This is a genomic window from Chryseobacterium sp. G0162, assembly GCF_003815715.1.
In the GTDB taxonomy this organism is placed as follows: Bacteria; Bacteroidota; Bacteroidia; order Flavobacteriales; family Weeksellaceae; genus Chryseobacterium.
Window position 1 is genome coordinate 2,128,837 of record NZ_CP033922.1, and the last position, 16,366, is coordinate 2,145,202.

The window sequence follows — 16,366 nt, forward strand, 5'->3', positions numbered from 1 at the left end:
AATTCTTTTCTTTGTATGAGAAAAACAAATTTAGAATAATGATATTCATATATCGTATCATATTAAAAATTCATACCACTTATCAATATCTTATCAAGAGAATCTATCTCAAAATTTGTATTGCTAAAGGATTAAAGGTAGGAAAAAATGTTCGTTTTGTGGAAGTTCCTGAATTAGGCACTGAACCTTTTTTAATTGAAATAGGTGACGAAACAACACTTTCTAATAATGTTAGATTCATTAATCATGACGGCGGCTATAATGCTTTACATTTTTTTGAAAAATATAAAGATGTAAGAGCTTTCGGGCGCATAAAAATTGGGAAACAGTGCTTTATTGGTGCAGACACCATCATCATGCTCGGTTCAGAAATAGGTGACAACTGTGTATTGGGAGCGGGTTCCATTTTAACTTCCTCTATGCCGAACGGAACGGTTTATGCAGGAATTCCGGCAAAATTCATCTGTACTATTGAAGAGTATGGTGACAAAGCATTAAAAAACAATGTCATGTATCCACGAGAGCTTGAATTAGACAGGCCTCAACTGGAAGCTTACGTAAAAAAACACCTCCCTCATACTTATAAACCTATAAAAAAATAAATGTCTGAAAAAAAGAAAATTCTTATTAGAATCGGTTCCCTTCGCCATGGTGGTGCAGAAAAAGTTCTGATCAACTTTCTTAAAAACCTTCCCAAAGACAAATATGAAGTTGATCTTTTGATTAACCTGTATACGGGAATGTACATCAAAGAAGTTCCATCATGGGTAAAATTACATTATTTGTTGAAAGGGGAAATGATTACCACCAACAGACCTCATGAAATTCCAGTAAAAGCATTCAGGGTACTTTATCAGAAAATGTTCCTGATGTTCCCTTCCCTTCTCTATAAATACATACTAAAGAATAAAAAATACGATGTAGAAATAGCGGCGATTCATGGGATGTATAAAGAAGTATTATCCAGTCCGCAAAAGGATTCCAAAAAGATCGTCTGGGTTCAGAATGACATCTTTAATCTAAAAGAATATACTCCGGATGTCATCAAACAGTTTTTCAAATTTGACCGGATTCTGGTCATTTCCAATAAATTGAAGGAGGAAATGCAAAAACTGGCCCGTAATGAGAAAGAAAAACAGGCTGTTGTGAAGATCTTCAATCCCATTGATTCTCAAGACACGCTGCAGAAAGCTGAAGTTAAAATTACTGATTATCCTTTTTCCAAGGATCTTCCAACCTTTGTAACCATAGGCACTGTGTATCCTCAAAAGGGCTACGACAGGCTTTTGGATGTCCATAAAAAATTAATGGATGAAGGATTGAAACATCAGATCATCATTATTGGTGATGGGTTTGATTTTGAAAATATCCAGGCAAAGCTCAATCAATTGGGACTTCAGGAGACCGTAAAAATGTTGGGCTTCAGAAGTAATCCTTATCCTTACCTTAAGCAATCAGACTTTTATATAATGTCATCCCGTCATGAAGGATTTCCTACCATTATTGCAGAAGCTCTTATCCTTAATAAATCTGTTGTTTCTACCGATGTTTCAGGAATAAAAGACCTGCTTCAGGATGGAAAACTGGGGCTTATTACCCCGAACTCCGAAGAAGGAATTTATGAAGGTATGAAACAATTCTTAACTCACGGTGAGCTTTCAGCAAATTATGAAAAAGAAATAGCTCATACAGAACTTCCATTTGTGCTCGAAAAATCAGTAGCACATCTTCAGGAAATCATTGATCATGTATAAAATATTTTGTTATGCCAGAGTATACAGCAATACAGAAAGATTTTTACAGGGAAAGCGGAAAATGGCTTTCTACATTTGAGATTTGGAAAAAGTGCATTAATCCTAATCTTCATTATCTCTATATCCTCAGAAAAGCTCAGAAATACCAGAAAAAATCTATTTCCGGTTTATTCTGGAAATTTGTTTTAAGGCATTATCAGATAAAATATGGATTTCAGATTTATCCTGAAACGCAGATCGGAGAAGGCTTATATCTGGGGCATTGGGGAGCGCTTGTTATCAATCCTAAAGCGAAAATCGGCAAAAACTGTAATATTGCCCAAGGAGTAACGATCGGACAGCAGAATAGAGGTAAAAATGAAGGCTACCCTGTTATTGGTGATGAAGTATGGATTGGCCCAAACGCCGTTATTGTTGGCAACGTAAACATAGGAAACAATGTTTTGATTGCCCCCAATGCCTACGTTAATTTTGACGTTCCTGATGATTCTATGGTCATGGGAAATCCCGGCAAAATCTATCCTACAGAAAATGCTACCAATGGATATATCAACAATAAGATATCTTAATTAACCTCAACATTCTTTTTATTAATACAATAGGCTACCAGCAAATTGGGAAGCCAGCATAACCATGCTACAGCAAGATAAGAATTATCAGGATCCTTTGTGACACTTGTTAACAAAGGATACCAAAGTCTTAATGTTACTGCCGCAAAGGTACAGGCATAACTGTAAATCATCAATTGTTGGTGTTTCATCACATTGCCTTTTCTGATTTGAGCAACTGCAGTTAAAGTAGTTATAAGCCACACCAATCCCAAAAAGATAAATCCAACTGACGATATAATTCCCCCGTTGGCATATATTCCCATGTAGATTGCAGAAACAGAACTTATCAATACAGAAATAACATAAGATTTTCCAATTATTCTATGAAGTTGCGGATGCTTATTTCGAAATTTACTACCAAACTGGCGCCAGCCAATGAAAAGAGAGATTCCACCGAAAATGATATGAGCAAAAAATGCAAACTTCCAAATTTGATTGTGAAGTATTTCCGGAGATTTTAAACCTAAAAAAGTATGTTTATGTTCTACAAAAAAATAAATCAAAGGATACATCCCGATCATTAATGCAAAAAAACACATGATGACAAATAAGAATTTCTTCATAACTGCTGATTAAATTTTTCAGCAAAAATGAATATAAAAAATCACCTAAATGTTCCAAAATGAAAGTTGAAACTAATATTATAACACTCGTTATCTGACACTTACTACTCCAAGTTAAGATTTTGACTTTTTAAGAACTCTCTGGGAGAACAATTCATATATTTTTTAAAATTCCGGTTAAATGAGGTCTTGGAATTGAAACCACTTTCAAAGGCTAATGATAAAATCGTGTATTTTTGATTTTCAGGAAGGCTTGCTATTCTTTTAAACTCCTCAACCCGGTGACGGTTGATATAATCATAAAAATTCTTATTTTCTACAGAGTTAATGGTCTGAGATAATATATTTGGATGAATATCCAGCAATTCCGCAACATGATTTAGGTTAAGCTCTGAATCCTTATACAGTTTTTCATGAGCCATCCGTTCTACCAGTTTTTCATAAACAGTTCTTATAACTTCATCTCCGGGAGAATTTTTCTGGTATTTTACAAATTCATTTTCAGCTTTTGTTTCAGCCTCAATACCAACTGTAACTGGTAAATCTAAAATACCAACCCGACTGATCCCAAAGTAAGCAGCAACCAAAATAAACAAAACAACCATTGAAAAAATAAGGATATCATTTCTCATGATAACAGCAATCCATATCAATGCAATTCCTGTGATCAGATAATATGACCAGTTCAGATTAATTTTTTCAGTATTAGAATACTGATCAGAAATTTTCCGTTTGTATTTTTTAATAGCAAAGAGGCACAGACTTACATACAAAACTCCTGAAACATTCATTAAAACTTTGATTACGTCACTCAATACCTCATACCCCCTCCCTTTATTCTGATAAACGACCATTCTATTTTGAGGAGATAACATGAGAAATTGAAACAATATCATATAGATCATCAGAACAGGAATCCAATTCAACAGCCAGTCCTTTTTACCTGGATTTCCACCCGTTACAGATAAAATATACAAATACAACATTGGCCCATGCATAAAGGGGAAAAGCAGTTCGTATCCGATGAGATAAGGATATTTCAAGTATCCATCTGAACGCAGTAATACAAAAAAAATGAGATGGACCCCGATAATCAAAAACCACATTGCTAAAAGAAAATCTTGTGTTTTCTTTTCCCGTTTTCCCAAAATCAGAAAAGATGAAAAAAAGGCAATAAAAATTCCTGCCCAATACAATATTCCCAAATCAAAATCCACTATTGAAACTTTAGGGTTAAAATCACGATGTTAATTTATTCATTTTTCTACAGTAAGTATCCATTTTTTTAACAAAATAATCCCCAATTCCTTAAGATGACCTTATAATTTAAAAAAATTTTAATCTTTAATTCTTAAATTATAATTTTTACTTCGTAATTTTATCTTAGTTTTTTAAACGTTTGGATTATTGAGAAGACCTTATTCACGCTAAGGCAAAGTATACCGGAATATTAGACATGATTTTAAGCATATTTTAATATTAAACTTTGTTAAAAGTGAATAGTTCTTCAGCAAAAAGTATATTTTTGCATAATTATTGATTCAGTCTATTGAATTCGAAAATAATTTAAACGAAATAAATAATTATAAACCTTTTAAAATTTAAAATTATGTCACAATCGTACGAGGTTATTTTTGAGAACAATAAGAAATGGGTAGAATCTAAAGTTTCGGCAGATCCAAATTTCTTCCATGAGCTGGCAAAAACTCAACACCCGGACTATCTTTATATAGGATGTTCAGACAGTAGAGCAACAGCAGAAGAATTGATGGGTGCAAAACCCGGAGAAGTTTTTGTTCACAGAAACATCGCAAATATTGTGAATACTTTGGATATGAGTTCCACAGCAGTTATTCAATATGCTGTAGAACATCTTAAAGTAAAACATATTATCGTATGTGGACATTACAATTGTGGTGGTGTAAAAGCAGCGATGACTCCTCAGGATTTAGGATTATTGAATCCTTGGTTGAGAAATATCAGAGATGTTTACAGATTGCACCAGACAGAACTTGATTCTATCGAAGATGAAGATAAGCGTTATGACAGACTGGTTGAACTGAATGTTCAGGAGCAATGCATTAACGTAATAAAAATGGCCTGCGTACAGGAAAGATATATTTTAGAAGAATATCCTATTGTACATGGCTGGGTATTTGACCTTAGAACAGGTAAAATTATTGATCTTGAAATTGATTTTGAGAAAATCTTAAAAGACATCCAAAAGATCTACAACCTTACCGGTTCGGATTGGGTAATGAGCAGAAAAACTAAATAGTTTTTCTAAAAAAGAATGTGAAATGAAATTCTGGAGTATTATTGTATTAACGTTTTTTCTGAATTTTACAGCGCTGCCAAGCATTGCTGCGGTGGCAGGCTGGGATATTCTGAGAACAAATATAATAGTAAATGAAGAAGAACCTCATTCTCACCCATCCTCTTTTATTGTTTACGAAAAGACACTTCCAAAACCTTTAGATGTTTTCGACTATCTGAAGTTTTCTGAGCCTGCACCTCAGTCTATGTCTTTTGTACTGATAGATGATTCCTTTCATTTATCTCCTTTACTTAGTATATTTTCTCCGCCTCCGGAAGCTTAATTTTAAAGTAGTAGTTAGATTTTTTTATAGTTATTCATGCCTTTTAAGGTAATGAATAAGCTGTTTATACTTTTAAAATTAATTTTCCAATCTTTTATAATTGATTATTTAATAATAAATCAATCGGTTATAATATTTTCAAAAATATCATGAAAAAAACATCATTATTAGGAGGAATCAAGGAGAATTTCCCTTCCGGACTCGTTGTATTCTTAGTAGCACTTCCATTGTGCTTAGGGATCGCTTTAGCATCTGGAGCACCACCATTATCCGGGGTTATTGCCGGAATTGTAGGTGGCCTTGTTGTAGGATTTCTTAGTAATTCAAATATATCGGTTTCAGGACCTGCCGCAGGTCTTACGGCTATTGTACTTACTGCAATTACTGACCTTGGAGCATTTGAACTCTTCTTATGTGCCGGGATTATTGCAGGTCTGATTCAATTGGTCTTAGGCTTTGTAAGAGCGGGTAGTATTTCCAATTATTTTCCCAATAACGTTATTGAAGGAATGCTTGCAGCTATCGGTATCATTATTATTTTAAAACAAATTCCTCATGCACTGGGGTTTGATAAAGATTATGAAGGAAATCAGTCACTATTCAGCAATGGTCTGAATTTTAATTATTTTACAGAACTATTCGGGGCTATTCACCTTGGAGCCATTATGGTAACGGCTGTATCTGTAGGGATACTTATTGCCTGGGATAAATTTCCTGCTCTTAAAAGAATGAAAATGCTTCCCGGAGCATTGGTTGCCGTAGTGGCCGGAATATTGTTAAATGAACTATTCAAACTATCAGGAAGTACATTGGCTATTGGTACAGAACATTTAGTATCCTTACCTGTTCCGCAATCATTGGATGATTTTAAGAATCTGATTACCCTACCGGATTTCGGAGGCTTTACCAATCCTAAAGTGTGGATCGTAGGAGCAACTATTGCTATTGTAGCTTCTATTGAAACATTACTTTGTATTGAAGCTTCTGACAGATTAGACAAGCAAAGAAGAATTACAGATACCAACCTTGAGCTTAAAGCACAGGGAATAGGAAACCTGATAAGCTCGTTTATTGGAGGGCTTCCTATGACATCTGTAGTAGTAAGAAGTTCTGCGAATGCCAGCGCCGGAGCAACGTCTAAGGCATCAGCAATGATCCACGGTGTCCTTTTGTTGGTTTGTGTATTAACCATTCCATTCATTCTGAACCTGATCCCGCTGGCAACCCTTGCTGCTGTATTGATCCTTGTAGGATATAAACTGGCAAAACCTGCTACTTTTAAACATTTCTGGCATCTTGGAAAATTCCAGTTTGTACCATTTGTAGCAACGGTAGTTGCTGTTGTAGCCACTGACCTGCTAAAAGGTGTCGGAATTGGTCTTGCCATCTCTGTATTCTATATTCTTCAGGGAAATATGAAAAGAGCTTATTATCTGAGCAGAGAAAAGCTGGATGATGCAGATGGAATTAAAATAAAGCTGGCTGAAGAAGTTTCATTCTTAAACAAAGCCGCCATTAAAAAAACACTTAAAAACATAAAATCTAACTCTACGGTAATCATCGATGCAAGAGAAACATCATACATCACAACAGATGTACTGGAAATGATCCAGGATTTTGCCAATATCCGTGCAAAAGAAGAAGATATCAATGTAGAACTTTTAGGCTTTAAAACATCATACAAAGATTATGAAAGAAGCGAAGATTCTCACATCCTGATTACGCACAAAAGAGCAATGTAAGCTCACTTCAATTATTTTATTTTAAATTTAACAATTCAACAAACAACTAAATTATATGAAAGCACATACATACGAAACTCAATCTACCATTACTCCTGAAAAAGCATTAGAGTTTTTAAAGGAAGGAAACCAAAGATTCGTTAATAACCTTAAAGCTAACAGAGACCTTCTTGAGCAGGTAAACGCAACCCGTGAAGGACAATGGCCTTTTGCAGTCGTTTTAAGCTGTATAGACAGCCGTACTTCTGCAGAGTTAATTTTTGATCAGGGATTGGGAGATGTTTTCAGTATCAGAATTGCCGGTAATTTTGTAAACCAGGACATTCTTGGTTCCATGGAATTTGGCTGTAACGTGGCAGGTTCTAAACTGATTGTAGTTTTAGGACACACTAAATGCGGAGCTTTGAAAGGAGGTCTTGATGCAGCACAAATTGAAGGAATGGGAATGGACAACCTGAACCACCTTATCAATCATTTCAATCCAATTATCAATGAAGTGATTGAAGAAAATGAAGAACGTTCGTCAAAAAACAGTTCTCTTTTAGAAAGACTTAATCACCAGAATGTAAAAAGTGCAATCCAAGACATTCGTAAACAAAGCGCAACGCTTAAAAGACTTGAAGAAGAAGGTAAAATCAAAATCGTTGGAGCGAACTACGATGTTGAAACGGGAGCAGTAAACTGGTTATAAAAATAATCAAGAGATCCTATTTAGCTACTTACTAAAAAGTATATAACATAGCTCAGATAAATTGATTGGAAATTAATTTAAAAGTAAAACAGAAGGCCATCGGAAATCCGATGGCCTTTATTTATTATTATAAAACTGAAGCAAAAATGGCGAATTACTTTCCGTTAAATCCCGACATCGTATTGTTGATTCCTGCAAAAACAAAAGAAAGACTAGCTTTTGAAAAAGTATCTATTCTTTCAGCTAGTTTTTCAGTTTCCTCTTCATTCCATGTTCCTAATACATAATCAACCTGACGTCCTGCAGAAAAATCTGCCGAAATTCCAAAACGAAGCCTTGCATAATTCTGAGTCTGTAATACTTCATTAATATTTTTAAGCCCATTGTGACCCGCATCAGAGCCCTTACCTTTCATTCTCAGGGTTCCGAAAGGGAGAGCCAGATCATCTGTTACAATCAGTACATTTTCCAAAGGGATGTTTTCTTTCTGCATCCAGTATCTCACAGCATTACCTGATAAATTCATATAGGTATCCGGTTTAAGAACAAAAACTTTTCTGCCCTTATACTTTCCTTCCGCCATCCAGCCAAAATTAGCCGTATTAAATGGTACTTCAAGTTTTTCAGCTATTTTTTCAGCGACTTTAAAGCCTATATTGTGTCGTGTATTTTCATATTCTGAGCCTTTGTTACCAAGCCCAACGATTAAATATTTCATCAGAAATTTTTTGCAAAATTAAGGGATAAAAAATAAAAAACTCAACCTTAGGAAGATTGAGTTTAAATATTGTTGAAAAACTATTCTATTGTGGTTTATAAATATAGTTTATACCATATCCTTTTGTCATGTAAGTCTGTATATCATATACATAGTTTGTGCTCATTACAATAGGAACTGGAATAGGCACTGTAATGTCTGTTACAGACCATCTCTTAGGGTTATTCGGAGACAAAATCAAACTCTCTTTAATACTGCTTTTAGTTGCTAACAGTCTTGAAATTTTATAGACCTGTGGCAATAAACTGAATGGACTGATCTGCTGATCGTAAGCATAATATTCAAAGCTATATTTCTCAGTAGGTGCACCAAATACATTCGGATTATTTGAAGTCACCGGCCCTGACACCTGAAGTACTTTAGATACATTATCTCCCACATAAGTAAATTCTGATTTTGTATAATCTGTATACTTAATTGGACCACCGATAACCTCTTCTCCTTTTACGGTAGTGATAGTCTCTAATTTTGAACTAGCTGCATTATACGTTAACGTATGAATGTATTTTTCTGAAGCGAATAACGTCTGAGGTCCTGGTTTAGTGGAAGGAGGAACCGGCGGAGGTCTTCTGAAAACAGAACGGGTTTCAGAAATCGACTGCAGTTGGCTGTTGTTTCCGTAATTAAACTGTCTACTATAAGATATACTGTCTTTATCTAGTTTTCCGTTTCCATCAAGATCAAGAAAACCTCTAAAATTGATCTGGCTGATTCTCTCACCACTGTACATAATATCGGTAATCGAAGCACTGTCTGTAATTACTCTGTTTACAAGCAATCCGCTGTACTGATATTCTGCCAGAGTATCTTTAGCTGTAACTTCTCTATATAATGCTCTTGGGCCACTCAGTCCTCCTGTATTATTCAAATCCAAAAGAGGATTCCCGTCTTCATCCAATAAATCTTTGCAGGAATGGATTGAAGAAAAGCCTGCAATTAATAAGATAAAATAGAAAATTTGTTTCATTTCCTGGTAATTGATTATTTTTTCACAAATATAATTTTTTTTTGCATAAAAATTATATGATTATTTATATTCTGATAAGATTAGCAATAATTATTCACCTATAATTGTGGATAGGTAAACATCAGATTTTGAGGCCTGTTATCGCAAATTGATTTGGGTTTTGATGTCTCCCTACTGTATGAAGTGAAGCCAGTACCTCGAAAGGAGTAATACAAGCAAACACATTAAGAAAATAGTTTTTTACCATATATTTTTAATTTGTTCAAATATAATTCAATTTTACACAACACAGGCTATCAAAACCAATAAATTCATAAAGAATAAAGCCAATAAATAAAAAAAATCTAAAAACATAACGCTTTTAGATTCTTATTTATTATATAAATTTGAAAATTAATATGGCTGCAATACAGATGTTGTTAAAACAGATTGTGCCATGTCAGCCTTAAGGGCTCCTGTATCCACCGCTGCTCCTACTCCAAGTGCATTACCATTCAACGTCCTGTTTATACAGGCTACTTTAACTGAATATTTATTTTTTTGGGCAAGATTCTCAAGTGTTGCATTAAGATTGAAGATCTTATAAGCTCCACTATCTCCCTGCAATACATCAGCTCTCACGGCTTTAAGTTTATTATCTACAAAAACACCGCAGGCAAAACCAGCAGATGATGTACCATTGTTTGCCTTTTGGGCAGTGGTTTGAAATGAAAATGTTACTTTATTGATAGCACTTGTTACAGAAAAAGTATCCACTGCCTGAGGGATTACAATCCAGCTGCTTGTCAAATCATCATTTTCATTATAAGGTACTGGATTTCCATTACTATTAAATGTAACTCCTGTTTGATCTGCAACCGTATTAATAGAAAACAGAGACATACTTCCCTGCCCATCAGCTATTTTAATACTTTTCCAGTCATTGGCAGTCATTGTCGAATTATTATGAAAGATGTCTCCATTATTACCCGAAGATCCTTTCAGTGCATCTGTACCATTAGTTCTTAGCTCCTTTCTTATATTGAGATCTCCATTTATATCTAACTTATTAACAGGATTTGGAGTGTTAATACCGACTTGAGCTTCAATAAGCCCAATAATTAATAAAAATTGAACAAAAAATATTTTTTTCATACTTGGTTTTATTTTATAATCGTGTTAAACACTTGTGGAATTTCATATACATCAACTTTCAAAGATGATTGAGCAATAAAGCTATTAAGGTTGGTACTTGTATTTGTTCCTATCGCCAGTTTTCTGTTAGGAGCATCTCCATACGATGCAATTCTCGAGCATCCTACACTCACGATATGCTCACCTTTAGAGAGGTTTGCAACCATTCCAATTTGATTATGGGTAATGAAAGTAAACTGAGCACTACTTGCCTTAAGGTTATTCTGCCTCAAACTGATCAGTTTATCATCTACAAAAATACCACAAGCATAATCTATTGATGTATCAGTACTTCCATTAGCCGCAAAATTGGCTTGCACTACAGTTTCAAACTGAAAATATGCTTTACTCTCAGTACTGAAAACCTGAATTTTCTGTGATAACCCACTAATTTTTTTAAATGCAGGAAGAGTAGAAAAATCGGCTCCCTTTATAAAAGCGGCCGCTTTACCTGTACTCGTTGCTGGTGGCTGTTCACTATTCGTAAAATCAACCCCAACTTTATCTGAGAAAGAGTTATTAAAGATCAGATAAAATTTATTTGGTTCATATTCAGGAATACGAAGAGTTTTCCAAATAGGCGGATATCCTTCTCCCTGAGAAACTAATAACTGGTCATTATTTCCTAAAGAAAGACTGTTATCTGTAGCATCAAGTACGGCAATTTTATCTCTTAGATTCAAGTCTCCGTTAACATCTAATCTTGATTTTGGAGATTCAGTATTAATACCCACCTGGGCAGAAAGCATCAGTCCCGAGGCAAGAAATAAAGTGGATAATATATTTTTCATCAGTTCGTTTTAATTGGATTTATAGGTTACATACTCAATCACATCGATCTTCATGTTAGACTCTAATGTAAACGCATTGGATGCTCCATTAGAACTTTGAACATCACGACCTATAGCAAACTGAGAGCTTAAATTTGAAGTACTGATCTTGCGGCATGCAATTTCAAGGTTCTGTACTCCAACCGGAACGTTAAGTTCTGTATAATTAAGAGTAAAAATATAATCCTGAATCCCTGATTTTCCGCTATTGTTAGTAGAAGCAACTCTATCAGGACGCAATGCTACCAGCCTATCATTTCTAAAAACAGCACATGCAAAACGTACATTCTCTGAAGTAGTAGATTGTGGAGCTTTCATTTCAATTCCGGTCTGGAACTGATAAGTAAGCCTGTTTTTACCGTTTTTAATAGTAAATGTGTTTTTAAGACCATCAATTTTCACCCATTTCCCTTTCGAAGTGTCATTGATATCATCTCCAACACTATTTTTAGAAATGCCGTCTCCCTGAACACTGTTGGAAAGACCGGTAATTCCCACCTGATCAGATGATAAATACGAATTGATTAGCTTATATTGCCCCTCTTCCATAAAGGGAACATTTAACGATTTCCAAACAGGGGATTTGCCTTCTCCTTGAGAAACTAAAACCTGTCCGTTTAATCCTGCGTTTCCTACCTGAGTGGAAGTTCCACCCACTCTAAGTTCTCTTCTTAAAGTGGTTTTTCCATTCACATCGAGCGTTGATTTTGGTTTAGTGGTCCCGATTCCCACCTGTGCGTGGACTTGGAAAGAAAGAAATCCAACTACACAACTGTATATAATTTTTTTCATAATAAGGACTGCAAATGTACGAATTACGAATCGAAAAAATTCCAGTTATTATATTTAAAACTATAGAAATAAACACATTACACAATAGAATTAATTATATGAAAAAGTAGAATTATTTCTACAAAAAGCTTTTTTTCCAAATCAATTAAAATACTAAAGCCCTCCAAATCCCTTATTGATCGATGTTTATTCAACGTTTTTTTCTCATCAAAACGTGATTTCGAACCTCATAAAAAGCCCTTAATTCCCTTGTAAATGAATAGTTTAACAGAAAAACATGATAATAATCACAAAAAACCATATAAAAACTAATTTTTTTATATGGTTTACATTGTTAACGGAAAACTTTTTAATTTTTGAAAACTATATCTTAATTATTTTCAATAATAGCCTTTAGCAGGACATTAACCTCATCTACGTTTTTAATACGTTCTTTTCTCATCATAAGTTGGTTTCCTTCCTTACCGGATTTTTCCTTAAGCTGTGCTTCTGAGGGATTTCTTGTCAAATAATTAATGATATGTCTAAATCTGTCTGTCTGATAGAATTTATCCTGGGGATTGCTTGGGAAATAACCTAAAAAAACACCGTTTTTCATTACAATCTTCTCAAAGCCTATATCTGCGGCAAGCCATTTCAAAGAAACACTTTTCAGCAAATTCACTGCTTCTTTCGGCAATGCACCGAACCTGTCAATCAGTTCAAGTTCAAACTGATAAAGATCTTTTTCATTACTAATCTCGGCAATTTTCTGATACAACAACAACCGCTCTTCAGTATTGGAGATATAGAAATCCGGTAACATCAGCTCCAGATCCGTATCAATATTAACATCTTTTACAGATTTGAAAAGCTTCTGTCTGTCTTCTTCGTTATCAAATAGATTCTCAAAATCAACATCATCCTTCAATTCCTCCAGAGCTTCCTGCATCAGTTTCTGGTATGTTTCAAATCCCATCTCATTGATAAAGCCACTTTGTTCTGCTCCCAGCAAGTCTCCAGCCCCACGAATTTCAAGATCTTTCATCGCAATCTGGAAACCACTTCCAAGATCAGAAAACTGCTCAATAGCCTCCAGACGTTTTCTGGCATCCGAGGTCATCATATCATAAGGTGGAGTAATCAAAAAGCAGAAAGCCTTCCTGTTGCTTCGCCCTACTCTTCCTCTCATCTGGTGAAGATCTGCCATTCCAAATCTTTGAGCATCATTGATAAAGATGGTATTCGCGTTGGGAACATCCACTCCACTTTCTACAATCGTGGTAGAAACAAGTACATCATACTTTCCTTCCATGAAATCAAGCACATTCTTCTCCAGCTGTTTACCATCCATCTGCCCATGTCCTGTAATTACTCTGGCATCAGGAACCAGACGTTGGATAAGTCCGGCAATATCTTTAAGGTTTTCAATTCTGTTATTAATGAAATAAACCTGGCCATCCCTCTGAATTTCATAAGAAATAGCATCACGAATTATTTCTTCATTAAATCCTACCAGCTGAGTATCTACCGGCTGCCTGTTAGGCGGTGGTGTTTTGATTACGGATAAATCCCTTGCAGCCATCAAAGAAAACTGCAATGTTCTCGGAATCGGAGTAGCAGTAAGAGTAAGGGTATCCACATTACTTTTCAGAGTTTTTAATTTATCTTTTACAGAAACTCCAAATTTATGTTCTTCATCAATAATCAATAATCCAAGATCCTTAAATTTAACAGAACTGCCTGCTAACTGATGGGTTCCGATAATAATATCTACTTTTCCGTTTTTCAGGGCATCCAGGGTTTCAGATTTCTGTTTCGCAGTTCTGAATCGGTTAACATAGGAAACATTTACCGGAAAATCTTTAAGTCTCTCCTTGAAACTTCTATAGTGCTGAAATGCCAGAATAGTAGTAGGAACCAATACTGCAACTTGTTTTCCATCTGTTGCGGCTTTGAAAGCAGCACGGATTGCCACCTCTGTTTTTCCGAAACCTACATCCCCACAAACCAATCGATCCATTACCGTATCCGCTTCCATATCTCTTTTCACATCTACAGTAGCTTTTTCCTGATCCGGAGTATCTTCATAAATAAAGCTTGCTTCCAACTCATTCTGGAGATAAGAATCTGGTGTATAAGCAAATCCTTTTGCCGTTTTTCTTTGCGCGTATAGTTTAATAAGATCAAATGCAATCTGTTTTACCTTAGCTTTTGTTTTTTGTTTTAAAGACTTCCAGGTTGGAGAACCAAGTTTGCTGAGCACAATCTCCCTTCCATCCGGCCCATTATATTTTGAGATCTTGTGCAATGAATGAATACTGACATATAATAAATCTCCGTTTTTATAGGTCAGTTTAAAACATTCCTGAATTTTTCCGTCATTATTCACTTTCACCAATCCCATAAACTTTCCGATTCCATGATCGATATGGGCAATATAATCACCAATCTTCAAAGACATCAGGTCTTTTAAAGTAAGCTGCTCTGATTTTGCAAAGGTATTTTTAGCCTTATACCTTTGATAACGGTCAAAGATCTGGTGATCGGTATATACCAACAGCTTGTGTCCGTTATCTACAAACCCTTCATGGAGTTCTGATTTAAAGCTTTTAAAAGGAAGTTCATGTTCAAGCTCTTCAAAGATAGACTCCAATCTTTCTTTCTGCTTTTCCGTTGAAAAGGAAATCCAGGTATCAAATCCATCTTCCTGCTTTTCTTCCATATCTTCAATCAAAAGCTCAAAGTTTTTATGGAAAGAAGGTTGTGGAAGCTGCTCCATTTTTACTTCAGCAATATCCTTCAATCCTTCAATAGTAACATTTCCGAAGTCAACCGTTTTAAATTTTTTATAATCAAATAAAAACTCCTGATCAGAAATAAAAAGTTCTTGTGGAGTTCTATGAGCGACCTCCTTACTTAAGGTTTCATATTTTTCAAGGGATTTTTCATAGAATGTTTTAATCTTTTGCATCCCGATCATTCCATTTTTAGAAACCACATAGCTTTCTTTAGGCAGTAGCTGCAGTAATGAAACCCTGCTTCCCGTTACTGAAAAATTCATATTGGATACCAACTGAAAATCTTTCACTTTATCTACAGAAAGCTGAGTTTCTATGTCAAACGTTTTAATGCTTTCTACTTCATTACCAAAGAACGTGATCCTGTATGGTTTTTCATAGGAATAAGAAAATACATCCACAATCCCTCCTCGTACAGAAAATTCTCCAGGTTCTGAAACAAAATCTGCCTGTTGGAAATGATAATGGTTAAGGAGTTCATCTACAAAATCGAAATCCAGTTGATCTCCTACTTTTATATGATGGGAAATGGCTTTAAAATCCTCCTTCTTCAATACCTTTTCTGATAAAGCTCCGGCATAGGCAACAATTACTTTTGGAGACCTCCCGGAATTGATTTTATTAAGTACTTCTGTCCTTAACACAAGGTTGGCATTCTGTGTTTTTTCCACCTGGTAAGGCTCAAGGTGAGTCGCCGGAAAATACAATACCTTTTCTTTCCCCAGCAAATCTTCCATTTCGGTATTCGCATACAATGCATCCTCTTTATCATCTACCAGATAAAGAATATTTTTTTTCTGAACCAAAAACAGTTCAGCCACAAAAACAGAAACTGAGGAACCTGCGCTCCCCTTCACGGCAATATGCTGACTATTTTCTAACTGGGTAAAAATTTCTTTTCCGAATTCTTTTTGCATCAGATCCGGAAGGAACTTTTCATTGATGGATTTTAACTGCATAAATAGTAATGGTATAAACGACAAAAGCGATTTCGGGAGTTTTCCGAAACCGTTTAATGGTATACAAAGGTAAGGATATTTTTTTCTTTGAATCGAAATCCGCAGACTTTAAGATTTAAAATGAAT

General features: G+C 35.1%; 15 protein-coding genes. 7 read left to right on the forward strand and 8 right to left on the reverse strand.

Annotation, left to right across the window (positions count from 1 at the left end; translation table 11 throughout):
* Window positions 1–38: 38 nt before the first annotated feature.
* Genes EG344_RS09770 through EG344_RS09780 form a run of 3 tightly spaced genes read left to right on the forward strand, consistent with a single transcriptional unit; the run spans window position 39 to window position 2,323 of the window.
* Window positions 39–602, forward strand: a complete 564-nt coding sequence (locus EG344_RS09770; protein ID WP_123909269.1) for an acyltransferase — start codon at window positions 39–41, stop codon at window positions 600–602.
* Window positions 603–1,754 (forward strand): glycosyltransferase, encoded by a 1,152-nt coding sequence (locus EG344_RS09775; RefSeq protein ID WP_123909270.1) that lies wholly within the window; start codon window positions 603–605, stop codon window positions 1,752–1,754.
* Window positions 1,755–1,765: 11 nt separating this feature from the next.
* A complete protein-coding gene (locus tag EG344_RS09780) occupies window positions 1,766–2,323 on the forward strand; it encodes a serine acetyltransferase (RefSeq protein ID WP_123909271.1) in 558 nt (185 codons plus the stop codon).
* Here the strand turns inward: EG344_RS09780 and EG344_RS09785 are convergent.
* Together EG344_RS09785 and EG344_RS09790 are read right to left on the reverse strand one after the other, a co-directional pair.
* Window positions 2,320–2,928, reverse strand: coding sequence for a DUF2306 domain-containing protein (locus EG344_RS09785; protein ID WP_123909272.1), 609 nt, complete (start codon window positions 2,926–2,928; stop codon window positions 2,320–2,322). The genes EG344_RS09780 and EG344_RS09785 overlap by 4 nt on opposite strands.
* Before the next feature lie 104 nt (window positions 2,929–3,032).
* The gene (locus EG344_RS09790) at window positions 3,033–4,145 is read right to left on the reverse strand and encodes a helix-turn-helix domain-containing protein (protein WP_228412897.1); all 1,113 of its coding nucleotides are present in this window, start codon (window positions 4,143–4,145) and stop codon (window positions 3,033–3,035) included.
* 392 nt (window positions 4,146–4,537) lie between these two features.
* On the opposite strand from EG344_RS09790, the gene EG344_RS09795 reads away from it, so the two are divergent.
* The 4 genes from EG344_RS09795 to EG344_RS09810 all read left to right on the forward strand — a co-directional run bounded on the left by EG344_RS09795 (window position 4,538) and on the right by EG344_RS09810 (window position 7,961).
* Window positions 4,538–5,206: a carbonic anhydrase gene (locus EG344_RS09795; protein WP_123909274.1), complete on the forward strand. Its 669-nt coding sequence runs from the start codon at window positions 4,538–4,540 to the stop codon at window positions 5,204–5,206.
* A gap of 22 nt (window positions 5,207–5,228) precedes the next feature.
* On the forward strand, window positions 5,229–5,528 hold the full coding sequence (locus EG344_RS09800; protein ID WP_123909275.1) for a hypothetical protein: 300 nt from the start codon (window positions 5,229–5,231) through the stop codon (window positions 5,526–5,528).
* Window positions 5,529–5,677: 149 nt separating this feature from the next.
* Entirely contained in the window at window positions 5,678–7,270 is a 1,593-nt protein-coding gene (locus EG344_RS09805; RefSeq protein ID WP_123909276.1) for a SulP family inorganic anion transporter, read from the forward strand.
* A gap of 55 nt (window positions 7,271–7,325) precedes the next feature.
* Window positions 7,326–7,961: a carbonic anhydrase gene (locus EG344_RS09810; RefSeq protein WP_123909277.1), complete on the forward strand. Its 636-nt coding sequence runs from the start codon at window positions 7,326–7,328 to the stop codon at window positions 7,959–7,961.
* Window positions 7,962–8,115: 154 nt separating this feature from the next.
* Here EG344_RS09810 and pth read toward each other — a convergent pair whose 3' ends face one another.
* The 6 genes from pth to mfd form a co-directional block, all read right to left on the reverse strand.
* Window positions 8,116–8,679, reverse strand: a complete 564-nt coding sequence (pth, locus tag EG344_RS09815; protein WP_123909278.1) for an aminoacyl-tRNA hydrolase — start codon at window positions 8,677–8,679, stop codon at window positions 8,116–8,118.
* 85 nt (window positions 8,680–8,764) lie between these two features.
* On the reverse strand, window positions 8,765–9,706 hold the full coding sequence (locus EG344_RS09820) for a hypothetical protein (RefSeq protein ID WP_123909279.1): 942 nt from the start codon (window positions 9,704–9,706) through the stop codon (window positions 8,765–8,767).
* Window positions 9,707–10,099: 393 nt separating this feature from the next.
* Window positions 10,100–10,840, reverse strand: a complete 741-nt coding sequence (locus EG344_RS09825; RefSeq protein ID WP_123909280.1) for a hypothetical protein — start codon at window positions 10,838–10,840, stop codon at window positions 10,100–10,102.
* 8 nt (window positions 10,841–10,848) lie between these two features.
* On the reverse strand, window positions 10,849–11,670 hold the full coding sequence (locus EG344_RS09830) for a hypothetical protein (protein WP_123909281.1): 822 nt from the start codon (window positions 11,668–11,670) through the stop codon (window positions 10,849–10,851).
* A 9-nt stretch (window positions 11,671–11,679) separates the two neighbouring features.
* The gene (locus EG344_RS09835; protein WP_123909282.1) at window positions 11,680–12,501 is read right to left on the reverse strand and encodes a hypothetical protein; all 822 of its coding nucleotides are present in this window, start codon (window positions 12,499–12,501) and stop codon (window positions 11,680–11,682) included.
* A 370-nt stretch (window positions 12,502–12,871) separates the two neighbouring features.
* A complete protein-coding gene (mfd, locus tag EG344_RS09840) occupies window positions 12,872–16,240 on the reverse strand; it encodes a transcription-repair coupling factor (protein ID WP_123909283.1) in 3,369 nt (1,122 codons plus the stop codon).
* Window positions 16,241–16,366 lie beyond the last annotated feature (126 nt).